The sequence below is a fragment of the Sphaerisporangium krabiense genome, from assembly GCF_014200435.1.
Lineage (GTDB): Bacteria > Actinomycetota > Actinomycetes > Streptosporangiales > Streptosporangiaceae > Sphaerisporangium > Sphaerisporangium krabiense.
On the sequence record NZ_JACHBR010000001.1, the window covers coordinates 3,241,692 to 3,265,531 of the forward strand.

Consider the following 23,840-nt stretch of genomic DNA (forward strand, 5'->3'; position numbering starts at 1 on the left):
GGGGTCTGGTCAGCCAAGTTGGCACAACTCGACCTTGACAACGCCGATGTTGCTCATCAGGCACAGGCGAGGACGCGATGGTTGGATAGGTGGGTGAGGACGGCGTAGTTGGCTTGCCGGCCGTCGGGGAAGTTGACGGGCATGTTGAACTGGACGCGTCCCGTGGATGGATGGTTGTCGAGCGACTCGGCAATCCCCGCGCGGGCGACCACGATGCAGGCGTGGCGGTGGCGCGCGTCGTCCGGACGGCGGGCACCCTCGTTCCGGACGACCACCGGTCTCCACAGTTCGAGCCGGTCGCAGTTCAGGAAGTGCTGGCTGCGATGCGGTACCAGTCGGGTGCGGCGGTCTGCATGCTTCCGCCGGGGGCCAGGACCGCACCTGGGAGCAGGCTAGCCTCCCCGGACGGCTGCCTCCACCTCTGAAGCCTCTGTATACGTCCTTGCCGGTGTTATCGACCCAGATGAGCGACTTCTGCTCGGCGGTGAGCCAGCGTTCGAGCCACTCTGCGTCGCTGAGGAGTTCGTTCTGCCCAACGTTGACCGCGTGCCTCGGTGACGGACCATCCGCCTTACTTAGAGGAGGTTGCCGCCCGCGCCGAACGAGCACGACGCTGTGGCGTGGTTCGAGACATCCGACCTTGCCAGCCTGCGTCTCGCCCACGAGCCGTATCTCTCGATGCTCACTACCGTGCTCGTCACCTGACGTCGCTCCGAAACCAGGAGTGCGCGTCCATCGGCAGATCCGGACGCCAGAGAGGTCGCCAAGCGCGCCGGCCACAGCGTCGACGTCCTGCTACGCGTCTACGCGAAGTGCATGGAGGAGGCAGCAGTCTCGCGCCAATAGCAAGATCGGCGAAGCTTTTGGACGAGTGATCCACATTGCGGCGAGTGGACCCCGAGTCATCCCCCTGGGGTCCTTTCATTTACAGGGAGAACTGGGCGATGCCCATCCCGCGTATATCCCGCACTAGCTGACATACGGCTGCACACGGTGGCCTACGGCTGCTCAAGAGGGCTAAGCAAAAGCCCAGATAGGGCCTGGTTAGGGCTGGTGGATAGGTGCCCCCGGCAGGATTCGAACCTGCGGCACCCGCTTTAGGAGAGCGGTGCTCTATCCCCTGAGCTACGGAGGCGGGATCTGGTGTAAGCGTACCGAAAGGTGGGGGGGTTGTGTGACGTGGTGGGGCTTGGGTCTTGGTGGGGGAGGCCATGGGTGGGCTGAGCTGCGGTAAAGGGGGGACATGGGGGGGTTGGTGGTTGCGGGGCGTGACTATGGTCGCGGAGCGTGAGTGTGAGCTGTGTGGGTGGTGCTGGGCGCACGAGGGGTGGGTGTAGCGGTGGTCTTGGGGTGGGGGGCGTCTGCGTGGACGTGATGCGTGGAGGACGTGTTGGGCGAGCAAGCTCCTGGGGGCATGAGCTGGGTTGTGGGTTGCGGCCGGGGCGCTTGCAGGGGCGGAGGGTTCGGCTTGGGGTGTTGATAGGGGCTTTGGTCGTGCCTGTGGTGATCGCGGTGGGGCTTATGGTCGCGGCGCTTAGTGGGTGAGGGGAGTGGTGGCTCGGGCGGGGAGGGGGAGCGGGTGCGGTCGGCGTTGGCGTCGTCGTAAGCGGCGGTGGTCAAGGCCGCCGCTCTCAAGAGCCGGATCGGAGTCTGTGGCACCGCACAAAGCAGCATCACCGCCGGTGGTGACCGCCCGAAGCGGCAGCGCCGCCGGTGGTGACCGCATAAAGCAGCATCACCGCCGGTGGTGACCGCCCCGAAGCGGCAGCACCATCGATGGTGGCAGTATCGCCTGGCGCTGTGCCAATGCCGGCATCGGCTCCATCGCCGATCCTGTCCCTGAGTTCCGTCGCCGATCCCGGCACTGGTTCCGTTGTCGATCCCGTCATTGGTTCCGTTGCCTGTCCCCATCGTCGGCTCCATGGCTGGTGCCCTTGCCGGCGCCGTTACTGGTGACGGCGGTGGCCTCTGCGGTGACGGCTGGACCTTGCGAGGAGAGCTGGCGGGTGTCCTGTGGAACGTCGTGGCAGTCGTGGCTTAGGGGGCGTGGTCGACCGGTTGTGGGAAGGGTGTGGCTGGTCTTGCGTGTGGTTGAGGTGGCGGCGTTGTGTGTGGCGTTGGGCGACTCGGGGGCGCTGGTGGGGGGTTGGGTGGGCTTTGCCGGGGTGGGGTGGGGGATTCGTGAGAGTGCGTCAAGTTTGGGGGGTGGGGGCGGTATAAATGCCATGATCCGTGCATAACGGGTCTTGTGCCTCGGGCCCGGGCACTTGGCTTGCTGTAGTAACGTGCGTGCCGGGCTGAGGTCACAAGTTCGCAACTGGAGGGGTTCCAACCGTGCCATCTCCTCGATCGGCGAGCCTGGTCGCGGTCTTCATGGGGCTGGCTTCCGTGCTCGTGCTCGCGTCGTCGGGGACGGCGCAGGCGAAGCCCGTCGCGCTGGAGGAGGCCGCGCGGGAGCCGGGTCCGGGGAACCTGACGGAGCTGCGGCGGGAGGCCGAGAAGTCGTCGCAGGCGCTGGCGGAGGCGACGAAGGCTCTGGAACAGCGGCAGGCGACGCTGGCGAAGGCGGACACCGAGCTGAAGGCGAAGCTGGAGCAGCTCCGCACGGCCACCGCGCAGATGTCGCGGGTGCGCAAGCCGCTCGCCGACCTCGTCCAGTCGCTCTACCAGACTCCGTCGGGCGGGGACATGTCTCCGTTCCTCTCCGGTGATAGCGACGTCGACCAGTTGCGCGCGCTCAGCGACATGACCTACTTGGTGTCCGGGCGGGACGAGGTGCTGGCCGACGCGGGGCGGCTCTATCAACAGCAGCAGAGGCTGGCGGCCGAGGCGCAGGATCTCCGGGCCACCAAGCTGCTGGTCGAGGCTCAGCTCAGCCTGGAGATCGACACGTTGCGGAAGCGTTCGGCGGCGACCGTCAAGTCCTTGTCGCAGGCGCTGGTGAAGCTCGGGGTGCGCGTCAACCAGGGGGGTCGGTCCGGGGCCGCGTGCGACCCCACGCGGGTGAGCTCGGCCGCGCAGTATCCGAACGGCCTGCTGCCCAAGAGTGTGCTGTGTCCACTCCAGCAGCCGGGGCGCGAGCTGCGCGCGGACGCGGCGATCGCGTTCGTGGCGCTCAACGAGGCGTACAAGCGGCGCTTCGGCAGGTCGATATGTGTGACGGACAGTTACCGCAGCCTCGGGGCGCAGCAGTCGGTCTATTACCGTCGGCCCGGGTTCGCGGCCGTCCCGGGGCGGAGCAACCACGGGCTGGGGCTGGCGGTGGACCTGTGCGGCGGGGTGGAGTCGTTCCGCTCGGCGCAGTTCAACTGGCTTGAGGCGAACGGTAAGCAGTTCGGGTGGATTCATCCTGATTGGGCGTATCGCAGTCCCTTTGAGCCCTGGCACTGGGAGTATGACCCCAAGGTCGGGTCCGGGCTGTAGGAGAGACTTCATAGTTGTCCACGTGCTGTGGATAACTATGTGCGTCGCAGGTGGTCACGTTTCCGACGACACGGACGGTGTGCGTGGGGGCAGATGGCGCGGCTCGCTGTTCGCGGCCTCAAGTTACGGACGGTCACGGGATTCGGGCTTCGTGGCCTTGTCACGGAGAGTGGCTGCTCGGGATCGCACTCATTGCCGGTGGCCGTGGATCGCGATGGACAGGCGTGAGCCCGTGGCGGCCTGGGCGAGGCGGGTGGCCTGATCGGGAGTGGCGGCGAGGACTACCAGGGCGCCGGTGTCGCCCATGGCGTCGGTGGCACGGGTCGCCGTGGGTGGGGCGATGACGGTCACCGCACGGGCCACCGTCGCGGTCGGGGGTGCGACCGCGTCGTCCCACTTCGGCGCGGCGGCGATGACGTCGATGACGTCGCCGGAGCGCAGAAGGTGTGCCGACGACGCGTCCGTGATGCGCACGGGCGCGGCGAGGAGGCCGGGGCCGTAGGCGTCGACGAGGGATGGGCCGAGCAGGCGTACGTCGGTCAGCGGCTCGCCGCGGCGGGCGGGCGAGGTCAGGACACGGCCGTCGACCGGGGCTGCAGGGGGGAGGGCTCCGTCGGGCACAGTGCCCTCGGGAAGCCTGATCACGGTGACGTCCGCAGGGGACAGTGCGCCGCCAGGGAGGTCGCGGGCCGCGGCGAGGACCTCGGTGGCGGCGGCGGGACGCACGGCGAGACCGAGGCACGTCATGGCCATCGCCGCCAGCGCGGCGGCCAAGAGCCGCCGCCGTCGGTTGACCATTCGAGCGGCACGAGACAGCGCCCCAAGAGATGGTGCGCCACGAGATGGTGCGCCAGAAGATGGTGCGGTGCGCATGGTGATCGCTCCTGATGGGCCATGTCGGGCCGTTCGCTGGGCGGCCGAGGGACTCGGGAACTCGACGGAGAGGTGTCACTGGTCGGCTGGGCATGCGGATCGAGGTCGTCGGTCGGCTGGTCATGGGGTCGACGTGATCGGCCGGCTGGTGATGGGGTCGACGTCACCGGTGGCAGGCATGTGGACCGACACCGTTCGGTAGGCATGTGGACCGGCGTGGCCGTCGCTGGTACATGGACCGTTAACCGATCGGGAGGCACGCGGGCCGATATCACCGGTTGGCCGGCACATGGTCCAAGGTGGTCGGCACGTGGACGTGCCCCATGCCGCAGGTGGTTGGTCGGCGGGTATGCACGCGTTGTCGCCGAGGCGAGGCGAACGTAACGGCCCGCCGATCGTCCGGTAACGGCACGCGGACGAAGCGCTTGGCCGGGAGGCTGGTCGGCGGGTGGACCGGACCGCAGAGGGACATGATCACCCGACCTCAGGGGTGTCATCCCCGCGCCGCACGGTGCCGTCGGCCACGGTGATGACGGTCGGGTTTGGTCAGGGGAGGGCGAAGGGGAGTTTGATGCCGTTCAGGGCGGTGGAGCAGGGGCAGGCGCGGTCGAGCGGGAGGGTGGCGGCGACCGTGGCGACGAGGGTGCGCATGCGTTCGCTGTTGGCGGCGAAGAAGGCGAAGACCTCTTCCTGGGTGACGCCCTCGCCGGCCTCGACCCCGGCGTCGTGGTCGGTGACGAGCGCCAGCGTGGTGTAGCAGAGGGCCAGTTCGCGGGCGAGGGCGGCCTCGGGGTAGCCGGTCATGCCGATGATGGACCAGCCGTTGGAGGTGAACCAGCGGGACTCGGCGCGGGAGGAGAAGCGCGGGCCCTCGATGACGACGAGGGTGCCGCCGTCCACGGTCTCCCACCCCTCGGCGCTCGCCGTCGTGTAGGCCAGGGCGCGGCCCACCGGGCAGTACGGGTCGGCGAAGGGGACGTGGACCGCGCCCCCCTCGTCGTAGTAGGTGTGAACGCGGCCGGAGGTGCGGTCGACGAGCTGGTCGGGGATCACGAGCGTGCCGGGGCCGTACTCGACGCGCAGCGACCCCACGGCGCTCGGGGCCAGCACCTGCCGGACGCCCAGCGAACGCAGCGCCCACAGGTTGGCCCGGTAGGGGATGCGGTGGGGAGGGTAGCGGTGGTCGCGGCCGTGACGGGGCACGAACGCGACGGTTCGCGAGCCGATGCGCCCCACGGTGACGGGATCGCTCGGCGGGCCGTACGGCGTGGTGACCTCGACCTCCTCGGCGTCGTCGAGGAGGGAGTAGAAGCCTGAGCCGCCGATGACTCCGATGTCCGCTCTGGTGACCATGGCGACGACACTAGCGCGCCGTGCCGGGCCCGTCGGCGGCGAAACCGCCGCCTGTGGAAAACCGCCTCAGCCGCTCGTACGAGCCGGGGGCGGAGGAGGGTTGTACGGCGTCAGAGGCGGCCGTACAACCCGCGACGGCGTCAGGAGGTGGAGGACGTGGAGGAAGTGGAGGACGTGGACGAGGAGCTCGCGGCGGCGGGTTCCTTCTTGCCCGAGCCCGAGTCGGACTTGGAGGCCGACCCCGAATCCGAGGAGCTGCCGGACTCCGACTTGGCGGACGACGACGAGGTCGTGGAGGTGGAGGAGCCGGACGAACGGTTGTCCGTACGGTAGAAGCCCGACCCCTTGAACACGATGCCCACGGCGGAGAAGACCTTGCGCAGCTTGCCGGAGCAGCTCGGGCACGTCGTCAGCGGATCGTCGGTGAAGCGCTGAGTCACCTCGAGACCTTCACCGCAAGCGGTACAGGCGTACTGGTAGGTGGGCACGCGGTCCTCCTCATATGGCTCACGCAGATTGGCACTCTACCGATGCGACTGCTAATGGTACGCAGCCGATTAGGCTAAACGCCACCCAGCCGGGTTCTAATCCCCGTCGCAAGCTCTCCCCGCCGAGGTCACGGGCCCCTATGCGGATGCCTTGTCCTGGTATGCCGCAGAGGCGGGAGAGGACGGGAGGGGCGGTGGGGAAGGTCGCCACGAGGGGGAACTGTGGCCGCGCGGCCTGAGGTGCTGGGGTCCCGCGCCGGCGTCGTAAGGGCCCCGCAAGGGGCAGATTCTCAGTCGCCACGTTCGCCGTACCATCCCGCCAGCTTGCCGCGCCGGCTGACGGCCCGCAGGCGCCGCTCGACCGTCTGCCTGCAGGCCGCGGTGGTGACGACCAGGAGCTGGTCCTCCGCGCGGAGCCGGGTCGAGCCCTCGGGGACGAACGAGCGTCCCTCCCGGACGACCATGGTGACGGCGGCGTCGGACGGCAGGCGGAGCTCGAAGATCTCCACTCCGTGCAGTCCCGAGCCGGGAGGGATCGTGATCTGGAGCAGGTCGGCGTCGAGCTCTTCCAGGGGCGCGGCCTCGACGCCGAGGTCGCGGGCCTCGCCGGGCGCGCCGATGCCGAGGACGCGCGCCAGGTACGGCAACGTGGGCCCCTGCACCATCGTGAAGACGATCACGATGACGAAGACCTCGTTGAACAGGCCTTTCGCCCCGATGATCCCCGCGGCCCAGGGGATGGTGGCCAGGACGATCGGCACGGCTCCGCGCAGACCCGCCCAGGACAGGAAGAGCTGTTCCCTCCAGGACAGCGCGTCGACGCCGGTGACGCGGACGATCAGGGCGGAGGCCACGATGGACGCGGGCCGCGCGAGCAGCAGCAGCGCGAGCCCGGCGATCAGCCCGGGGACGACGGTCGAGGGCAGCTCGGAGGGGCTGGCCAGGATGCCGAGCATGACGAACAGCCCGATCTGGGCGAGCCAGGCGGCTCCTTCGGCGAAGCCGCGGGTGGCGGGCCGGTGCGGCAGGCGCGTGTTGCCGAGGACGAGCGAGGCGAGGTAGACGGCGAGGAAGCCGCTGCCGTGCAGCAGCGCCGCGCCGCTGTAGGCGACGAACGCGAGGGCGAGCACGGCGATCGGGTACAGACCCGAGGACGGCAGCGCGACGCGCCGCAGCGCGTAGCCGCCGAGCGGTCCGACGGCGAGGCCGACCGCGGCGCCGACGCCGAGTTCGAGGGCGGCCTCGCCCATGACGTGCGCCACGTCGGGCAGCGGCGTGCCGAGCCCGCTGAGCATGACGACGACGATGACCGTGGGCGCGTCGTTGAAGCCGGACTCGGCCTCCAGGATGCCCGCGAGCCGCCGTGGCAGCGGCAGGCGGCGCAGGACGGAGAAGACCGCCGCCGCGTCGGTGGAGGCGAGGATCGCGCCGAGCAGCAGCGCCATGCGCCAGTCCATGCCGAGCAGCCAGTGCACGGACGCGGCGAGCACGACGATGCTGACGCCGACGCCGATGGTGGCGAGGGCGAGCGCGGTCGGCACGCCCTGGCGTACGTGCGCCCACTGGGTGGTCAGGCCGCCTTCGGCGAGGATCACGGCGAGGGCGGCGAGGCCGATCTGCTGGGCCACGCTCGCGTTCTCGAACTGGACGCCCAGCCCGGCCTCGCCGAGCAGCAGGCCGATGCCCAGGTAGATGAGCAGGGTCGGCAGGCCCGTGCGGTGGGCGATCCGGACGGAGGCGATGGCGGCGATCACCACGACGGACGCGAGGAGTAGCCAGATATTCAGATTCATCGGCCCTCCCTGTCGTGATTTTCCGCCCATTGTGGCGTATTAGTATGGTCCTCTACCACGAGGAACTACTTTGAGCTACCGTCACACGCGACACGGATGAGAGATCTACGGATTCATGGGTGAACGGTAGTGACGGACGAGTCTTCCCCGTACCTGAAGAACCCGGCGGTTCTTGACGGTCTGAGGAAGGACGATTCCGCCGGCGACGGCGACGACGTCCAGGAGGCTCCTCCGAAGAAGCGGCGGTTACTGCGCCGCGTCCTGATCGTGGTCGCGCTCGTCCTCGCCGTGGTGCTGGCGGCGGGCTTCGCGCTGGTGATGGAGCGTCAGATCACTCTGAACGGCAACATCCAGCGCATCACCGGGGCGTTTCCCGAAGAGGCGGGGCGGCCCGCGAAGACCGTGGGCGAGGCGCAGAACTGGCTGCTCATCGGGTCGGACAAACGGCCGGGCGAGGCGGGCTCCCAGCGGGCCGACACGATCATGGTCGTACACGTCCCTGCCGCCCGTGATCGGCTCACCCTCATCGGCATCCCCCGCGACTCTTATGTCCGCATCCCCGGGCACGGAAACAACAAGATCAACGCCGCGTACGCCTTCGGTGGGCCGAAGCTGCTGATCAGGACGGTGGAGGACCTCACCAAGATCCGCATCGACCACTTCGCCGCGCTGGACTTCCGCGGTTTCGTCGCGATGACCGAGGTGATCGGCGGCGTCGACGTCTACGTGTCGCGCAAGGTGTACGACCCGATGAACAAGGTCACCTGGCCGCAGGGCATGGTGCACCTGGAGGGCGAGAAGGCCCTGCTGTTCGTCCGGCAGAGGTACAACCTGCCCGGCGGCGACTTCGACCGCATCAAGCGGCAGCAGGCGTTCGTCCGCGCGATGGGCCACAAGATCATCAGCAGGGACCTGCTGACCAGCCCGCTGAAGCTCAACGCCTTCCTGGAGGCGCTCACCCGCGCGGTCAGCGTGGACTCCGGCGTCACGCTCAGCACGCTGCGCGACCTGGCCCTCGAGCTGCGCGACATCCGTCCCGACACGGTCGACTCCACGACGATCCCCACCAGCGGCACCGCCATGATCAAGGGGGCCAGCGTCGTCCGGGTCGACAGGAAGACCGGCGCGCGATTCTTCGCCGCGGTCCGCGACGACAAGCTGCAGGAATACTTCGACGACAATGGCGGTCTGGCGGATCTTCAAATCGTCTCGTGACGAAAATCCGTGACGAAAATCACACCCGTCCGAGCGTGACGATGCCCGAGGGAAGCGCCGCCATCGAAACCGCCATGTCGTGGGGTTCCGCGGGAATTCCCTCGATCAACTCGCCCTCGTGCAGCAGCGCGACCGTCGGCACGTTCGGCCCGACCCGGGCGAGCGCGCGGTCGTACGAGCCGCCCCCGCGCCCCAGCCTGACCCCGCTGGACGGGTCCACGGCGAGCGCGGGCACGATGACCAGGGCCGCGGTGCGGATGGCGTCCACGCCGCGCCGCGTGTCGACCGGCTCCATCAGGCCGCGCGGTCCCGGCTCCACCGATCCGGGACCGTCGTAGACGGCCCAGTCGAGGTCGTCGTCCGGCCGCAGGACCGGAAGGATCACGGTGGCGCCGTGCTTCCAGAGCGCGAAAACCAGGCCGTGCGTCGACGGTTCCGTGCCCAACGACCAATAGCACGCGACCAGCCCGGCCATTTGCACCCAGGGCCGGTCGAGTAGCGTTTCCCTGATCGCGGTCGCCGAGCCGCGCGGATCGGTGAGCCTTGTGCGCGCGGCCACGATCCTCCGGCGCAGCTCCGCTTTGTCCACTCGGCCCTCCATTAAGGTGCATCCATGGCTGACTACGATCCAGTGACGAAAGTCGTCATTCCCGCCGCCGGCCTCGGGACCCGCTTCCTTCCGGCGACCAAGGCGACCCCGAAAGAGATGCTGCCGATCGTCGACAAGCCGGCCATCCAGTATGTCGTCGAAGAGGCGGTGTCCGTCGGGCTCCTCGACCTCCTCATGGTGACAGGCCGGAACAAGCGCTCCATAGAGGACCACTTCGACCGCGCCTACGAACTGGAGGAGGTGCTGGCGGCCAAGGGCGACTCCGAGCGTCTGTCCCAGGTTCTCGAACCCGTCGAGATCGCCACCTTCCACTATGTACGCCAGGGTGAGCCCAAGGGCCTGGGCCATGCCGTCCTGTGCGCCAAGCAGCACGTCGGCAACCACCCGTTCGCCTGCCTGCTCGGCGACGACATGATCGACCACCGTGACCACCTGCTCAAGCGCATGATCGAGGTGCGCGACACCTACGGCGGCAGCGTGGTCGCCCTCATGGAGGTCCCCAGGGAGCAGGTCTCGCTGTACGGCTGCGCCGAGATCCAGCCCACCTCCGAGGACGACGTGGTCCGCGTGACGGGCCTCGTCGAGAAGCCCCCCGCGGACGAGGCGCCGTCCAACTGGGCGGTCATCGGCCGCTACGTCATCGACCCCGCCGTGTTCGAGGTCCTGGAGAACACCCCGCCGGGGCGCGGCGGCGAGATCCAGCTCACCGACGCCCTTCTCGAACTGGCCGGGCGCACCAACGAGGACGGCGGCCCCGTCCACGGCGTGCTGTTCCGCGGGCGCCGCTACGACACCGGCAACAAGCTCGACTACCTGCGCACGGTCGTCCAGTTCGCCGCCGAGCGCCCCGATCTGGCCCCCGACTTCATCCCCTGGCTCCGCGAGTTCCTCGACCGGCATTCCGGGTGATGATCAGATCATGGTCGCGATGAGATCGGTCGACGCACACCTCGCCGAGATCCTCGCCGCCGTGCGCCCGCTCGACCCCGTCGTCCTCGGCCTCGACGCGGCGCTCGGCGCCATCCTGGCCGAGGACGTCGAGGCCCCCGTCGCGCTGCCCCCGTTCGACAACTCCGCCATGGACGGGTACGCCGTGCGGGCCGCCGACGTCGCCGCGGCGAGCGAGGACCAGCCCGTCGTGCTCCCGGTCACGCTCGACGTCGCGGCCGGCGACGGCGCCCGGCGCGCGGTCGCCGCCGGGCACGTCACGCGGATCATGACCGGCGCGCCGGTGCCCGAGGGCGCCGACGCCGTGGTGCCGGTCGAGTGGACCGACGGCGGCGTGTCCGAGGTCGCCATCCGCAGGCCCGCGCCCGCGGGCAACGCGATCCGCAGGTCCGGTGAGGACGTCCGGCCCGGCGACGTCGTCCTGTCCTCCGGCGCCGTGCTCGGCCCCGCTCAGCTCGGCATCGCCGCCGGGGTGGGCAGGAGCGCGGTCCGGGTCCGCCCGCGGCCCCGCGTGCTCGTGCTGTCCACGGGCGCCGAGCTGGCCGAGCCTGGCACTCCTCTCGCCCACGGGCAGATCTGGGAGTCCAACAGCTTCACGCTCGTCGCGGCCGTCCGCCAGGCGGGCGGCGAGGCGGTCCGCAGGCGCGCCGTCGGCGACGACCCCGCCGAGTTCAAGGACACGCTCGACGCGCTGCTCGGCGAGGCGGACGCCGTGATCACCAGCGGCGGCATCTCCATGGGCGCCTACGAGCCGGTCAAGGAGGCCCTGGCGCCGCTCGGGACGGTCCGCTTCGAGAAGGTCGCCATGCAGCCGGGCATGCCGCAGGGGTTCGGGCTGCTCGGCGAGCGGCAGGTCCCGATCTTCACGCTTCCCGGCAACCCCGTCTCGTCGTACGTCTCGTTCGTCCTGTTCGTGAAGCCCGCGCTGGCCGTGATGCGGGGACTGCCCGCCGCGCCCGCGCCCACCGTCACGGCGACGCTCACGTCCGCGGCACGGTCCCCGGCGGGCAAGCGGTCCTTCCTGCGCGGGGTGCTCGGGACGGACGGCGCCGTCGCCCCCGTGCACGGGCAGGGGTCCCATCAGCTCGCCGCGCTGGCCTCGGCCAACGCGCTCATCGTCGTGCCCGAGGACGTGACCGGACTGACGGAGGGGGAGGCCGTGGAGGTGATCCCGCTGTGAGCGAGCTCAGCCACATCGACGAGTCGGGTGCGGCGCGCATGGTGGACGTCTCGGCCAAGGACGTCGGCGCCCGCACGGCCCTCGCCACGGGCAGGGTCCTGCTGTCGCCCGAGGCCGTGGCCGTGCTGCGGTCCGGCGACGTGCCGAAGGGGGACGCGATCGGGGTCGCCCGCATCGCCGGGATCATGGGGGCCAAGCGGACGCCCGACCTCGTCCCGTTGTGCCATCCCATCGCGCTGCACGGCGTCAAGGTCGAGATCGCCGTCGTGGACGCGGGCGTCGAGATCACGGCGCGCGTGAAGACCGCGGACCGTACGGGCGTGGAGATGGAGGCGTTGACGGCCGTCTCGGTCGCGGCCCTGGCCATGGTGGACATGATCAAGGCGGTGGACCCGGCCGCGGTGATCAGCGATGTCCGGGTCGAGGAGAAGACCGGCGGCAAGACCGGCGTCTGGACCCGGCCGTGAGGGCGCTGGTCGTCACGGCGTCCAACCGGGCAGCCGCAGGCATTTATCCCGATAAATCGGGACAACTGCTGGTGCGGCTGCTCGCCGAGGCCGGCTGCGAGCAGGTGGACGGTCCCCGCGTCGTCCCCGACGGCGACCCGGTCGAGGCCGCGCTGCGCGAAGGCGTCCGCGCGGGATACGACGTGATCGTCACCACCGGCGGCACCGGCCTCACCCCCACGGATCTCACGCCCGAGATGACCCGCCGCGTCCTCGACCGCGAGATCCCCGGCATCGCCGAGGCCGTCCGCCAGGCCAACCGCGACAAGGTCCCGGCGTCCGTACTCTCCCGAGGGCTGGCCGGCCAGGCGGGGACGACCCTCATCGTCAACCTGCCCGGATCCTCCGGGGGCGTGCGGGACGGCATGGCCGTCCTCGCCCCCGTGCTGCGGCACGCGGTCGACCAGATCAGAGGCGGAGACCATCCCAATCCCTGAGGTAAGCAGGCCGCAATGGCGAACTCATGCTCCGGGAGGGGATGATTGACCCGTGGATCGACTTCGCGGCTGGCCGGCCACCCTCAAAGAGGGGCCGGTAGGACTCCGGCCGCTGCGGCTGCGCGACGTGGGCGTCTGGCGCGAGACGCGGCTGCGCAACGCCGACTGGCTCCGTCCCTGGGAGCCGAGCAACCCTGAGACCCCCCTGTTCCGCACCGGCCTCGGCCCCTACATCTCGATGGTCGGCACCCTGCGCCGCGAGGCACGGCAAGGGCTCGCGCTCCCCTGGGTCGTCACCTGGCGCGGGGCCTTCGCCGGCCAGCTCACCGTCGGCGCGATCGTCTGGGGCTCGGCGCGCTCCGCCCAGGTCGGCTACTGGATCAGCGGCTCCCTCGCCGGGCGCGGCATCATCCCCACGGCGCTCGCCATGGCCGTCGACCACTGCTTCTTCCGGGTCGGCCTGCACCGCCTGGAGGCCAACATCCGCCCCGAGAACCACGCCAGCCGCCGGGTCGTCGAGAAGCTCGGCTTCCGCGAGGAGGGCATCCGCCGCCGTCAGCTCCACATCGACGGCGCCTGGCGCGACCACATCTGCTACGCCCTCACCCTTGAGGACGTCCCGCGCGGGCTGCTGTCGCAGTGGAGGCAGACCTGGGAGAAGACGGCCCGCGACTGACCGCCGGGTACCGGACGATGGATACGTTTGACGTATCCGTGGGGATAAACAGGTTGACGATCTCGCGACACACCGCACTGAATGCTCGTCAACCAGTGACGCGCGGTCCTACGGTGCGTCACGTGAACACATTTGCGACGGCACCCGGGTCCCGTGCCGTGTTCACGCTGCCCGGAGGTCGGCGATGAGCAGCGCCTTCCTCTACCTCGGCATCGTCCTCATGTGGCTCTGCGTCCTCGTACCCATGTGGCTGCGCCGCGACCGCCACTCGATCGACGTCATCGAGCCCTTCGGCCCCCACGAGGACCGCTCCGACCTCCAAGAGCCGAACGGCGACACCCTCACCGACGTCCCGGTCTCCGACCTCCCCGCCGCCACCCCGTCAGACGACGACGAGATCACCGTAGAACTCGACAACCCCGCCACCCCCCGCGGCCACTCCTCCACGGGACCGGCCCGAGCCCGTCCGTCCTCGTCCCCCGAACCCATCCGGGGAGGGCCGTCCAAGTCCGACGCGGAGCCCGTCCGGGCAGAGCGCTTTTCCCCATCCGAGGATCCGGCGGACGCCACCCCCGTCTCCGAGCTGACCGCCGCCGAGGAGTCCGCACGGGACGAGCGGCGCCGCCGCGCCCGCGTGGTGGCCCGCCGCCGGCGCTGGCTCCTGTGCATCGCCCTGCTCCACATCGCCTCACTCGTCACGGCCGCCGTCGGCGTGGCCCCCTGGTGGAGCGTGGCCCCCTCCGCCGTCCTGCTGGTGGCCTACCTCTCCGTGCTCCGCGTCGCGGTCGCCGTGGACCGCGAACGCCGCCTCGCCGCCGCCGAGGCCTACGCCGAACACGAGCGCTTGCAACGCGAGCGCCACCACGCCCGCGAACTCGCCGCCCAGCGCGCCGAAGCCGAGATCATCCAGTTCCGCAAGCCCACCGAGCCCTTCGACCAGCACGCCGACCGCACCCGCCGCGCCGTCGGCGACTGACCCCCCAGAACGATCACCCACTCCGGATGGCGCGGACGGCCCCCAAAGTTTGCTAATCTGGTCGAGTCCTCGGGGCTGTAGCGCAGTCCGGTAGCGCACTTCGTTCGCATCGAAGGGGTCAGGGGTTCGAATCCCCTCAGCTCCACCCAGGTCAAAGGCCCGTCAGGCATGATTCTGACGGGCCTTTTCGCTGCTCAGGTACTACAAGCGGACCTTGGGATAGCCTGCCCCGGACGCGGGCGGTAGAGCCTACGTGGAGATCTCCTGTCCAGGAGTCAGCGAAAAGTCAGCGAAGACCGCGCGAGCCCGATCGTTCCGGTCCCGGGAAGCGTGCGTGTAGCGGTTGAGCGTGGTCGAGATCCGCTCATGCCCGACGAGGCCGGCGACATCGTTCACTGGGACGCCGTCTGAGACGAGCCAGGTCGCGTAGCAGTGTCGTAGATCGTGGAACCGCAGCGATTCGCCGGCGTGCCTGGCGACGTCCGAGACCGCCTCTTCCTTGGTCGGGAAGGGTGTCCTGCCATCCCCGCCGAGAAGCGATGAGGGTACGGCGGACGGCCGAAGCGGGCGGTGAGGTGTCGGCCCCGTGGGGGCACACCCGGAGGAGTCGAGAGGGAAGGGCAACAGCAGCCCTTGATGCCATCCACGGCCGACATGTCCAAGGACCTGCCCGAGACACCATTGCCAGAGTCCGGGGGCCGCGCCCGCCCACGGGCGGCTGCGGCTCTTCGGCCGGTCCGCCCGCGGTCAGCGCGCCCCCGCGTCGCAGCGCGACGCGGCGGTGATGGCGGCTGCCGGATTGCTCGGTGCCATGGGACCTCTCCAAGGGGGTGAACCCGAGGGAGACAGGCACCGATCCGGGAGTCGAAGCCGGACATCATGACTCGGAGCGCACGGCAGACGTCGAGGCGAGGCAGGAGGGGCGGGTGAAGGTGAGAGAAAGAGCAGATTGGGGCGCTGCCCCAAACCCCGGCCCTCCTCAGAGATGAGGGGACCGTGCAAAGCTGCGGGTCGGTGCGTGGGATGTGGTCATCTCCTCGCCGGCCCCACAAGGGGTGCCAGACCGTCCGCCCGAGGTCAAGTCGTCCCCTGACCGTAGGACAACCAGCGCGCGAGGAACGGCGACCGGTACATGGAACACACAAAGGACGACTTGACCCCGGGCTACCGGCCCGGCATGGCTGACCTGCCCGACGAGGAGATGACCAAAAACCCCGCTTTATGGGACGCCGAGCGGCCAGAGACAGTCCCGCGCGAGTGACAAACCGAACGACAACCACCATGGACAGCCGGGGACGTAGTTGGACGACGAGGAACTATCGTCGCTCCTACCTTGGCGTTCCAGCTTCGCGACTGGACGGTCGCTTACCGCAACGTGAAGGCGTGGCGCGATTGGTGAAGCATCGTCCGATTATTCCCACATCCTGCGAGTGCCTTTCCCCTTGCAAGGTCGGCACTCCACACCATACGCCCAGCTCGGGGAGAAGTCCCGTCCACTTCCGCCACATACCCCGCACGGATACGTCGTTGCCTGTAAGGTTTGTGGGCTAAGAATCGGGGTGCGGTTGCGTTCAAGCGCCCTTCGGCGTGCGGAATCCTCCTCCATAGCTTCCACGATTGAAATTATGATCTGGCCGATCGTGCGCAGGACACGGAGTGCTCTCGAAGCTAATCTGTGCATCTGTCTGTTCCTACACGACAACTGTCGGGCACACTATCTACCGCAAGGCAACAACCTGGCTACTATAAGTCACGCACCGTGCGGTGACTTGCCCCTTCGACCGAGACACCGCTTTTCGGTACGTCCCCTTGTAATCGGGTACTTTGGCTGACCTTCAGCGGAGCTGGTAGCCCAGCTCAAGGCGCGAGCTGAGCACCAGGACGGACCAGATCTACGACACTTCACCGCCGCGGCGGCATCAGCTGGCCCGCTTTGAGGCAGTCAGCGAAAAGCCAGCGAGTTTGCTACTACGGGGCCGCTGGGGAGATCACTAGATGCCAGAGCGAGCGCATGTGACAGCCCCCGTTGGCACTCGCTGATCCTGTCCATCACACCTCACCCGCGTTCGCATCGAAGGGGTCAGGGGTTCGAATCCCCTCAGCTCCACCCAGGGCCGTTCTTGGTTTGCTGAAGAACGCTTTACGAGATCCCGTCCGGTCGCTTGATCGGGCGGGATCTCGTCGTTTCCGAGGTCTTGTGACCACTGGGCGGGCTGATCGTGGCTCGTGTGGTGGTCGCGGCGGAGGGCGTTGGTGGTGTTGGGTTGCTGTGAGCGCGTGCGAGGCGTCCTGCCGGATGCCTTCGGCATAGGACGCCGCCAGTCCTGTCCCGGCACACCAGTTCCCTGGAAGGGAACGACGTGATGAAGGGCGGTGTGCTGACCAAGTCGATGTGTGACCCTGGGCGAGCGCCCGGAGTTCCTTGGTGCAGGCTCCGAGGAGCATGACGCCGGTTCTACAGCCACCTCTCGCGCAGAGGAGCAATCCACGGTTTCGAGTGTGGCGACGGTGTGGAGGTATGGGGCGGGTAGCGTGCAAACCATCGTACGGATGAGGTGTCGCCCTTACCGTCGCAAGATATGCAGACAGTGGATGTACTGGTCGTAGGTGCGGGTCTGGCCGGCCTGTGCACGGCCCGCCTGCTCGCGCGGCGGGGACTGAACGTGATGGTGGTCGACCGTCGTAGGTCGCTGTCGACGGGCATTCGCACGACGGGGATCTTCGTACGCCGCACCCTCGATGACTTCGATGTGCCGGATCACCTGCTCGGGCCAGGTGTCCGGGACGTGCTGCTGTATCCGCCGTCGCGGCGGGCGCCGATCAGGCTCACCAGCGACCGGGACGAGTTCCGCGTGGCCGACATGGCGGCCGTCTACGAGCACGCGCACCGCGCGGCTGAGTCAGCCGGGGCGCGGGTCATCTTGGGCGTACGGTATGTCGGCGCGTCGATGGGCGTTGTGCGGTTCGCGGGTGCGGAACCGGTGAGGGCCCGGTTCATCGTCGGCGCGGACGGCGCCCGCTCCCGAGTGGCCCGTGATCTCGGCCTCGATGTCAACCGGCGCTTCCTCGTCGGCGCCGAGATCGTCCACCCGATCGCGCCGGGCACGGCCAGCCCGGCGTTCCACTGCGTGCTGGATCCCCGGATCGCTCCGGGGTACCTGGGATGGGTCATCGACGACGGCCGGCACGCGCATGTCGGCGTCGCGGGGTATCCGAACGCGATGCGCACCGGCATCCGCCACCTGCTGGACGCCTTCGTCGCGGATGCGCCCGGCAGTACACCGCCGGCCGGGCCGGTCGAGCGCCGAGGTGGCCCGATCCCGGTCGGCGGTGTGCTGCGACGGTTGGTGTGCCCCGCCGGACTGCTCGTCGGAGACGCGGCGGGCGCGGTGTCGCCGCTGACGGCCGGTGGGCTGGATCCCTGTTTGCGCATGTCCGAACTGGCCGCGGCGGTCATCGCCGGGTACCTGCGTACCGGCGACCAGCGCATCCTGAGCCGGTACGACGGGGACGAGTTGCGGGCCCGGTTCCGAGGCCGACTGTTGTTGCGCCGCGTATTCGCCGGCATCCGATCCCCCGCCGCGGCAGAAGCGGCGGTGGCTGTGCTCCGCGGTCGTGCCGGTCGTGCCTTGGCGGCGCGGGTCCTGTTCGGCGACGGCTCGTTTCCCGAAGTCACCCCACGGCTCGCGGACCTGGCAATCGACCACCCTTACCGGTAACTTCCGATCGGTTCCAGCGCGATGCTGCCCGCATGTTGGTGTCGTACGCTGCCCTCGCCGTATTGGCCACCAAGGGAAGGGCGCGACAGGTGCGTGTTATGGCCGGCCGCCGTATGTCGGAGCGACAGCAATAGCAAGGCCGCGATCTTCGATGCTGCTTTTCCGTCCCAGGTCGAACCTACTCGTGGACATTCCTCGTCGTTCCACATATCACTGCGGGCGCGGCGTATAGGGCTCCAGAGCGGTGATGTCGATGTCCGCGTCGGGCCAGCGGTGGCGTAGCGCCTCGGCCAGATGCTGACACAGGCCTGCCAGTTGCGGCAGGGCATGATGCTCCTGAGCGGTGGAAGCGGCGGCCTCCAAGGTGGAGACGAGTTGGGCGCGGCTCGCATCGCCCGCCGCACGCCCATCCAGCACCTGCAGACGCCAGAGGCGGACGAACGCGAAGGCCATGCACGCCGCCGCCAAGGCTCTGCCGTAGAGCCGCTCGTCCTCGGCCTGCGGCACCCCGGCCGCCAGAGCACGCCGGTAGACCTCGCCGACCTGTGGCAGAGGTGCGGAACCAGCAGGGCGCGCTGTCATCGTACTCACCCGCATCCACGCCGGACCCGGAACATGCAGGCAGACGGCGTCGTGCAGGGCATGGGTGAAGCCGGCGAACTCGAAGTCGATCAGACGCGCATCGGGCGGCCCGTCCGAGCGAACCAGGACATTGTTGCTCTCCGGATCACCGTTGCTCAGCGCCAGGAACGGCCCTGGATCGGCCAACTCCGCCAACGCGAGGGCGAACTCGCGCTCTACCGCCCCGGTGACCGGCACCCCTAGCACCCCGGCCTGCGACAGCCCCTCTTGGCGCAGCCGGGCGACGCGCCCAAGCCGATCAGCCTCCGCATCGACCTGTCCCAGGCGTTCCCGCCGCCGGTAGTACCGCTCCGCGTGTCCGGCTGTGATCGCGCCAAGCTCGCCGCGGGCGCGGGCGAAAGCCTCCAGGCGTTCGGCATGCGCGACGACGCCGTCCCCGCGTAACAGTCCATCCAGTGCGACCCGCGGTGCCAGATCCTCAAGTATGACGCGCCCCGCGAGAAGATCCTCGGCCAGCACGCGTGGCGCCAGATCCACTTGGAGATCCTCTGACAGGAACCGCAGTGCGGACACCTCTGTGCGTAATCGCCATGCCTCGGTTTGCCTGCCGTCAACGTGAGGTCCCATCCACTTGACGATCACGAACTCCCCGCGGTCGGTGCGAGCCCGGGCGACCCGCCACGGCTCCAACCTGGTCCACTCCACCACGTCGATCATCTTGATCGCGACGGGCGGCCGGTCCTGAGCCGGCTGGAAAGACGGGGTCAGGAGAGGCCCTTGATGATGCCGGCGGCGAACTCGGAGATCCAGGCGCCGATGGTGCGGCCCCATGTGGTGGTGCCGAAGAACATGCCGAACAGGCAGGCGGTGATGAAGGTGGGCCACTGGCGTCCCTTGAGCATGAACGTGCAGACGGCGATCACACCGAAGATCAGGGTCAGGACAGCCTGCATGGCGGCCGCGGTCATGGGGTGGCTCCTTGAGATGGGGGACGGCCGGGTGCCGGCCTGGAGAGGGGAATGGGCAAGTGCTCGGAGGCTGTCAGCGGTTGATCGGGGCGCGGCCGCATGTGGATCGCAGGTCAGGTGTTTCGCTTGTGGCTTGGCCAGATCTCGTGATCCGGGTCCCACCAGATGATGTGGAAGCAGTTCCCTTGCAAGAAGCCGTAGAGGCGTAGCGTTCCGCCGAGGCGGAGGCGGGAGATCTTGGTCATGTCCGTCAGGTGGAGTTCCGCGAGCCGTTCGCGTGACGTCGGGTTGGGCAGGTCGGCCACGTCGTAGTGTTTGCCGGGCTCTTCTCCGTGGTTGAAGATCTCGTTGACGGTCATGGTCTCGAAGTGCGCCAGCTTGTCCAGCACCTCATGCATGGTCCCGGCGTCCACCTTGTCGAAGCTCCATGGCCCGTCGCGGTCGACGTGGCAGAACCGCCAGGAGAGACGCTTGTCCGAGCCGTCCTCGCCGGGCAGCACCACCGCGGATCGCACGAAGGGCTTCGCGCCCTTGGCCGGCGTGGTGTGCTGCGCGGCGACCTGCTTACGCTTGCCGGCCATCGGCGGCGACGAGAGCGTCGAAGAAGGTGTAGATCTCCTCGTCGTCGATCGACTCGTCACACCGGTCGAGCGGTCCCACCCGGGCGCGTGTGCGCGCGTTGATCCAGGGGGGCTCGCGATGGGTCATGGTCGACAGGTCGTGCGCCGACAGGTCGCCGAGGTTGGACAGGACGATGTCGACCGACTCTCGTTCACCTTCGTCGAGCACGTCCGGGTCTCCGGCGATATCTCCGTCGTCGAGTTCGAACCGGTCGCGGTGTTCGGCGTACAAGACCGGGGACACCGGGCCGTTCGCCCACGCCTCGAATTGTTCGGGGAACAGCCGACGGCCCTCCCAGGCGAGGTGATAGCCGTAGGCGTAGTAGCAGAGCTTTTGCAGCTTCATCGCCGTCATCGGGCCGATCCTGGCCAGGATGTACGCCGCGACGTCGTTGACATGCGCCATGCCGCCTCCCCCTCTCGCCGCTTCCTCGATTATGTGCCCGGCGAAGGGAAAGCGGCACGGCGCCGGACATATGAGGTCCGGCGCCGTGCCAGGGTCATGCGCGCAGGCGGTGCCGCGGCCCGGTGTGCCCCGGATGCCGTCCGCTCACTGGGTGTGGATCACGCCATCGGTGTTCGGTGAGACTCCCGAGCCTTGGATGCCGTCGTACGACTGGGCGGGGGCGGTCAGCCCGTATTCGATGGCCGTCGCCGCGCCCGCGGCGGGCGCGAGGGCAGCGCCGGCGATCACGAGCGTGGCCGCGGTCGCGGCCGACGCGCAAACCAACCGAATGATCTTCATGGGTCTCCCTTCGTGGTTCACGGCGTAGATACTTCGCTCACCGACTCCGAACACCACCGGCGGCAGGTGTGACCCAGAAGAAAGGCGCCGCCGTCCTCGTCCAGACGTTCCTCGACGTAGAGGTGGTGGTATCGCGAACTTCGACGGTGAAGTCGAAGAATTCGACCGTGGCCGGAGAATAGTGGTAGCTCCAACTCGGATTGTACGTCGCAGGAGACGGGACCATCGTGAAATCTCTGGACCACCTGGGCGGCAGGCTTTAAATCGATGGTTGTGAACGCGAAACCATATTCAGTCAATCTGTTCGCGCGGAGCGTCAGTCGCCGGCCGGGGGAGGTGCAGTTTTTGGGCCGCGCCGGTCAGGAGGGTGGTGAGGCCGTGGTGGAAGCGGGCTTCGGGGTTGTGGGCGGGGAACACCTGGTGGGGGTCCTTGTCGCCGAAGAGGGCTTGCATGTGGGGGAAGTGGCCGCTGGAGTACTGGGTTTCGGCGAAGCGTAGGGCGGCTTGGGCTGTTTCGTCGTCCGGAGGGGGCGTGGCTGCCGAGTGCGTCTCGGCGGAGCGCAGCACGTTGCCGTGGACGTAGTCGTCGACCATGGAGAGCAGGGCGAACTTCTCGGGCGGGTCCAGGTCGGTGCCGGCGAGGGCGGCCAGGGATTGTTCGAAGTGGCGCATGGCGTTGGGGCCGACCGGCGCCTGCCGCAGGGAGTGCAGCGCCCAGGGGTGGCGCATCAGCACGGTCCAGGTGCGGGTGGCGATCACGGTGAGGGCGTCGTACCAGTGGGCCGGGAACTCGTCGTCCGGGATCAGCACCTTGCCCATGATCGCGTCGTCCATCAGCGCGACCAGCTCGTCCTTGGTGCGGACGTAGTGGTACAGCGTCATGGTGCCCGCGCCCAGGTCGGCGGCGATTCGGCGCATCGACACCGCGGCGAACCCCTCGGCGTCGGCGATCGCCAGCGCGGTCGACGCGATCTGGTCACGGGTGAACCTCGGGCGGCGGCTGCCGGGCTCCGGCCGGGTCCAGATCAGCGCTGAATCCTCACCACTTGCCACTCGTACACTGTACCGCTAGCGTAATTCGTACGCCGTACTAGAACTTGGTACGACGTACGGATAAGGGGAGGGTGACATGACGGACGTCGATGTGCTGGTCGTGGGGGCCGGGCCGACCGGGTTGACGCTGGCCTGTGAGCTCGCCGTGCGGGGGGTTCGGTCGCGGCTCGTCGATCGGGCGGACCGGTTCTTCGGCGGGTCCCGTGCCGACGGCATCCAGCCGCGGACCCTGGAGGTCTTCGCCGACCTCGGAATACTCGGCCCGATCCTGGCCGCCGGCGACCTCGGCATGGTGATGCGTGCCTACCAGGGCGACACGGTGGTCTGGGAAGGGCGGATGGGCGACCCGGCCGAGCCGACGCCGTCCGTGCCGTACCCGAACATCTGGTTCGTGCCCCAGTTCCGCACCGAGGAGATCCTCCGCGAACGGCTCGCCGCGCTGGGCGGGCGGGTGGAGTCGTCCACCGAGTTGGTCGGCCTCACCCAGGACGCGGACGGCGTGACGGGGGTCCTGAACCGTGGCGGGAAGCCCGAGACCGTTCGCGCCAGGTACCTGGTCGGCGCGGACGGCGGGCGCAGCGCCGTGCGCAAACGGCTCGGCGTCCCCTTTCCCGGCGAGACCGACGAGAACACCACGATGCTGTTCGCGGACGCCCGGGTGGACGGGATCGGCCGCGACCACGGCCGGATCTGGCAGACCGGCGACGGCCTCGTCTCCGTGACGCCCTTGGCCGGAACCGACCTGTTCGTGGTGGTCGCGCCGCCACCGGGGGACGAGGGCGAGCCGGTCGGCGACCATCTCCAGCGGCAGGTCACCGAGGCGTCCGGGCGGCGCGACATCGTGGTGCGTGAGGTGACCTGGCACACCACGTGGCGGGCGAACACGCGGATGGCCGAGCGCTTCCGGGAGGGCCGCGTGTTCCTGGCCGGCGACGCCGGGCACGTGCATCCGCCCACCGGCGGACAGGGCATGAACACCGGCATCCAGGACGGCTACAACCTCGGGTGGAAACTCGCCGCCACGCTGGCCGGCGCCCCGGATCTCCTCCTGGACAGCTACGAGCCCGAGCGGATGGCGGCGGCGCGCGCCGCGCTGGACATCAGCACGAGGTTGCTGGAGAAGCACAAGAGGGGGGACGACGACGCGCACGTGCGCGGGGCCGAGGTGCACGGGCTGACGTTGAACTATCGCGGCGGCCCCCTCTCCCGCGGCGATCACGCCGGGACGGTCGCCGCCGGGGACCGGGCGCCTGACGCGCCCGCGACCATGGCCGACCACCGTCCGATCCGGTTGTTCGAGCTGTTCCGCGGCCCGCACTGGACGCTGCTCGCTTTCGGCGCGGCGCACGCGAGCACGGTGTCCGTCCTGAACGACCGCTACGGCCCCGCCCTGCGCGCCCATGCGGTGGTCCGTCCCGGCGAGCCGACCGGCGAGCACGCCGTGGTGGACGGCGACGGGCACGTGCGGGCCGGGTACGGCGTGGCCGACGGGGCCCTGGTGCTGGTCCGCCCCGACGGCTATATCGGCTTCATGGCGTCCCCCGGAACCATCGGTCAGGTGGCCGAATACTGGACGGCGCTGCACGCCGCGACCGGCATCGTCCCCGTCCGGGGATGACCGGCCATGCCGCCGGGCGCCGTTGCGACATAAAGGGCATCACGGGCAAAAGAATTT

The 23,840-nt window shown here is 69.1% G+C and carries 24 protein-coding genes and 2 tRNA genes; 11 read left to right on the forward strand and 15 right to left on the reverse strand.

What is annotated here, in order from left to right; genetic code table 11:
• Positions 1–56: 56 nt before the first annotated feature.
• Both BJ981_RS14495 and BJ981_RS14500 read right to left on the reverse strand, forming a co-directional pair.
• Positions 57–275: a hypothetical protein gene (locus BJ981_RS14495; protein WP_184611678.1), complete on the reverse strand. Its 219-nt coding sequence runs from the start codon at positions 273–275 to the stop codon at positions 57–59.
• Between the two features lie 787 nt (positions 276–1,062).
• Positions 1,063–1,135: transfer RNA gene (locus BJ981_RS14500), tRNA-Arg, on the reverse strand.
• 1,199 nt (positions 1,136–2,334) lie between these two features.
• Here BJ981_RS14500 and BJ981_RS14505 point away from each other — a divergent pair.
• Positions 2,335–3,423 carry a D-alanyl-D-alanine carboxypeptidase family protein gene (locus tag BJ981_RS14505; protein ID WP_239139594.1) on the forward strand — a complete coding sequence of 363 codons (1,089 nt, stop codon included), beginning with the start codon at positions 2,335–2,337 and terminating at the stop codon, positions 3,421–3,423.
• 189 nt (positions 3,424–3,612) lie between these two features.
• Here BJ981_RS14505 and BJ981_RS14510 read toward each other — a convergent pair whose 3' ends face one another.
• From BJ981_RS14510 to BJ981_RS14525, 4 genes are all read right to left on the reverse strand, one after another.
• Positions 3,613–4,221 carry an RcpC/CpaB family pilus assembly protein gene (locus BJ981_RS14510; RefSeq protein WP_239139595.1) on the reverse strand — a complete coding sequence of 203 codons (609 nt, stop codon included), beginning with the start codon at positions 4,219–4,221 and terminating at the stop codon, positions 3,613–3,615.
• A 621-nt stretch (positions 4,222–4,842) separates the two neighbouring features.
• Entirely contained in the window at positions 4,843–5,649 is an 807-nt protein-coding gene (locus BJ981_RS14515; RefSeq protein WP_184611682.1) for an S-methyl-5'-thioadenosine phosphorylase, read from the reverse strand.
• 140 nt (positions 5,650–5,789) lie between these two features.
• On the reverse strand, positions 5,790–6,137 hold the full coding sequence (locus BJ981_RS14520; RefSeq protein ID WP_184611684.1) for an FmdB family zinc ribbon protein: 348 nt from the start codon (positions 6,135–6,137) through the stop codon (positions 5,790–5,792).
• Between the two features lie 290 nt (positions 6,138–6,427).
• A complete protein-coding gene (locus BJ981_RS14525) occupies positions 6,428–7,930 on the reverse strand; it encodes a potassium/proton antiporter (protein WP_184611686.1) in 1,503 nt (500 codons plus the stop codon).
• Positions 7,931–8,059: 129 nt separating this feature from the next.
• On the opposite strand from BJ981_RS14525, the gene BJ981_RS14530 reads away from it, so the two are divergent.
• Positions 8,060–9,145, forward strand: a complete 1,086-nt coding sequence (locus tag BJ981_RS14530; protein WP_184611688.1) for an LCP family protein — start codon at positions 8,060–8,062, stop codon at positions 9,143–9,145.
• 19 nt (positions 9,146–9,164) lie between these two features.
• Here BJ981_RS14530 and BJ981_RS14535 read toward each other — a convergent pair whose 3' ends face one another.
• On the reverse strand, positions 9,165–9,734 hold the full coding sequence (locus BJ981_RS14535; RefSeq protein ID WP_239139596.1) for a 5-formyltetrahydrofolate cyclo-ligase: 570 nt from the start codon (positions 9,732–9,734) through the stop codon (positions 9,165–9,167).
• 24 nt (positions 9,735–9,758) lie between these two features.
• On the opposite strand from BJ981_RS14535, the gene galU reads away from it, so the two are divergent.
• The 7 genes from galU to BJ981_RS14570 all read left to right on the forward strand — a co-directional run bounded on the left by galU (position 9,759) and on the right by BJ981_RS14570 (position 14,623).
• Positions 9,759–10,664, forward strand: a complete 906-nt coding sequence (gene galU / locus BJ981_RS14540) for a UTP--glucose-1-phosphate uridylyltransferase GalU (RefSeq protein ID WP_184611692.1) — start codon at positions 9,759–9,761, stop codon at positions 10,662–10,664.
• Between the two features lie 19 nt (positions 10,665–10,683).
• Complete coding sequence (glp, locus tag BJ981_RS14545; protein ID WP_184611695.1) at positions 10,684–11,883, forward strand: molybdotransferase-like divisome protein Glp; 1,200 nt, start codon at positions 10,684–10,686, stop codon at positions 11,881–11,883.
• Positions 11,880–12,350: a cyclic pyranopterin monophosphate synthase MoaC gene (gene moaC, locus BJ981_RS14550; RefSeq protein ID WP_184611697.1), complete on the forward strand. Its 471-nt coding sequence runs from the start codon at positions 11,880–11,882 to the stop codon at positions 12,348–12,350. Before glp ends, moaC begins: the two co-directional genes overlap by 4 nt.
• Positions 12,347–12,826, forward strand: a complete 480-nt coding sequence (locus tag BJ981_RS14555) for a MogA/MoaB family molybdenum cofactor biosynthesis protein (RefSeq protein ID WP_184611699.1) — start codon at positions 12,347–12,349, stop codon at positions 12,824–12,826. Before moaC ends, BJ981_RS14555 begins: the two co-directional genes overlap by 4 nt.
• Before the next feature lie 52 nt (positions 12,827–12,878).
• Positions 12,879–13,502: a GNAT family N-acetyltransferase gene (locus tag BJ981_RS14560; RefSeq protein ID WP_184611701.1), complete on the forward strand. Its 624-nt coding sequence runs from the start codon at positions 12,879–12,881 to the stop codon at positions 13,500–13,502.
• A 184-nt stretch (positions 13,503–13,686) separates the two neighbouring features.
• Positions 13,687–14,478, forward strand: coding sequence for a divisome protein SepX/GlpR (gene sepX / locus BJ981_RS14565; protein WP_184611703.1), 792 nt, complete (start codon positions 13,687–13,689; stop codon positions 14,476–14,478).
• A gap of 71 nt (positions 14,479–14,549) precedes the next feature.
• Positions 14,550–14,623: transfer RNA gene (locus BJ981_RS14570), tRNA-Ala, on the forward strand.
• Between the two features lie 104 nt (positions 14,624–14,727).
• On the opposite strand, the gene BJ981_RS39640 is transcribed toward BJ981_RS14570, so the two are convergent.
• Entirely contained in the window at positions 14,728–15,102 is a 375-nt protein-coding gene (locus BJ981_RS39640) for a tyrosine-type recombinase/integrase (RefSeq protein WP_184611705.1), read from the reverse strand.
• Between the two features lie 1,955 nt (positions 15,103–17,057).
• Between BJ981_RS39640 and BJ981_RS14580 the strand changes: the two genes are divergently transcribed.
• Entirely contained in the window at positions 17,058–18,197 is a 1,140-nt protein-coding gene (locus tag BJ981_RS14580; protein ID WP_184611707.1) for an NAD(P)/FAD-dependent oxidoreductase, read from the forward strand.
• A 210-nt stretch (positions 18,198–18,407) separates the two neighbouring features.
• Here BJ981_RS14580 and BJ981_RS14585 read toward each other — a convergent pair whose 3' ends face one another.
• The 7 genes from BJ981_RS14585 to BJ981_RS14610 form a co-directional block, all read right to left on the reverse strand.
• A complete protein-coding gene (locus BJ981_RS14585; protein ID WP_184611709.1) occupies positions 18,408–19,496 on the reverse strand; it encodes a phosphotransferase in 1,089 nt (362 codons plus the stop codon).
• Positions 19,497–19,543: 47 nt separating this feature from the next.
• Positions 19,544–19,747 (reverse strand): hypothetical protein, encoded by a 204-nt coding sequence (locus BJ981_RS14590; protein WP_184611711.1) that lies wholly within the window; start codon positions 19,745–19,747, stop codon positions 19,544–19,546.
• Between the two features lie 113 nt (positions 19,748–19,860).
• Positions 19,861–20,328 carry a hypothetical protein gene (locus tag BJ981_RS14595; RefSeq protein WP_184611713.1) on the reverse strand — a complete coding sequence of 156 codons (468 nt, stop codon included), beginning with the start codon at positions 20,326–20,328 and terminating at the stop codon, positions 19,861–19,863.
• Positions 20,312–20,773 carry a Panacea domain-containing protein gene (locus tag BJ981_RS14600; protein WP_184611715.1) on the reverse strand — a complete coding sequence of 154 codons (462 nt, stop codon included), beginning with the start codon at positions 20,771–20,773 and terminating at the stop codon, positions 20,312–20,314. Before BJ981_RS14600 ends, BJ981_RS14595 begins: the two co-directional genes overlap by 17 nt.
• 144 nt (positions 20,774–20,917) lie before the next feature.
• Positions 20,918–21,112, reverse strand: a complete 195-nt coding sequence (locus tag BJ981_RS14605; protein WP_184611718.1) for a hypothetical protein — start codon at positions 21,110–21,112, stop codon at positions 20,918–20,920.
• Between the two features lie 37 nt (positions 21,113–21,149).
• A complete protein-coding gene (locus BJ981_RS39765) occupies positions 21,150–21,338 on the reverse strand; it encodes a BP74-related protein (protein ID WP_443729019.1) in 189 nt (62 codons plus the stop codon).
• 65 nt (positions 21,339–21,403) lie between these two features.
• Positions 21,404–22,165: a TetR/AcrR family transcriptional regulator gene (locus tag BJ981_RS14610; protein WP_184611720.1), complete on the reverse strand. Its 762-nt coding sequence runs from the start codon at positions 22,163–22,165 to the stop codon at positions 21,404–21,406.
• A gap of 76 nt (positions 22,166–22,241) precedes the next feature.
• On the opposite strand from BJ981_RS14610, the gene BJ981_RS14615 reads away from it, so the two are divergent.
• Positions 22,242–23,783 (forward strand): FAD-dependent monooxygenase, encoded by a 1,542-nt coding sequence (locus BJ981_RS14615; protein ID WP_184611722.1) that lies wholly within the window; start codon positions 22,242–22,244, stop codon positions 23,781–23,783.
• Positions 23,784–23,840: the final 57 nt, after the last annotated feature.

Bases quoted from the DNA above. Each gene is read 5' to 3' on its own strand.
- BJ981_RS14510 (WP_239139595.1), bottom strand. From the start codon at position 4,221: ATGGTCAACCGACGGCGGCGGCTCTTGGCCGCCGCGCTGGCGGCGATG.
- BJ981_RS14515 (WP_184611682.1), bottom strand. From the start codon at position 5,649: ATGGTCACCAGAGCGGACATCGGAGTCATCGGCGGCTCAGGCTTCTAC.
- BJ981_RS14525 (WP_184611686.1), bottom strand. From the start codon at position 7,930: ATGAATCTGAATATCTGGCTACTCCTCGCGTCCGTCGTGGTGATCGCC.
- galU (WP_184611692.1), top strand. From the start codon at position 9,759: ATGGCTGACTACGATCCAGTGACGAAAGTCGTCATTCCCGCCGCCGGC.
- glp (WP_184611695.1), top strand. From the start codon at position 10,684: ATGAGATCGGTCGACGCACACCTCGCCGAGATCCTCGCCGCCGTGCGC.
- sepX (WP_184611703.1), top strand. From the start codon at position 13,687: ATGAGCAGCGCCTTCCTCTACCTCGGCATCGTCCTCATGTGGCTCTGC.
- BJ981_RS14580 (WP_184611707.1), top strand. From the start codon at position 17,058: ATGCAGACAGTGGATGTACTGGTCGTAGGTGCGGGTCTGGCCGGCCTG.
- BJ981_RS14585 (WP_184611709.1), bottom strand. From the start codon at position 19,496: ATGATCGACGTGGTGGAGTGGACCAGGTTGGAGCCGTGGCGGGTCGCC.
- BJ981_RS14590 (WP_184611711.1), bottom strand. From the start codon at position 19,747: ATGACCGCGGCCGCCATGCAGGCTGTCCTGACCCTGATCTTCGGTGTG.
- BJ981_RS14595 (WP_184611713.1), bottom strand. From the start codon at position 20,328: ATGGCCGGCAAGCGTAAGCAGGTCGCCGCGCAGCACACCACGCCGGCC.
- BJ981_RS14600 (WP_184611715.1), bottom strand. From the start codon at position 20,773: ATGGCGCATGTCAACGACGTCGCGGCGTACATCCTGGCCAGGATCGGC.
- BJ981_RS14605 (WP_184611718.1), bottom strand. From the start codon at position 21,112: ATGAAGATCATTCGGTTGGTTTGCGCGTCGGCCGCGACCGCGGCCACG.
- BJ981_RS39765 (WP_443729019.1), bottom strand. From the start codon at position 21,338: ATGGTCCCGTCTCCTGCGACGTACAATCCGAGTTGGAGCTACCACTAT.
- BJ981_RS14615 (WP_184611722.1), top strand. From the start codon at position 22,242: ATGACGGACGTCGATGTGCTGGTCGTGGGGGCCGGGCCGACCGGGTTG.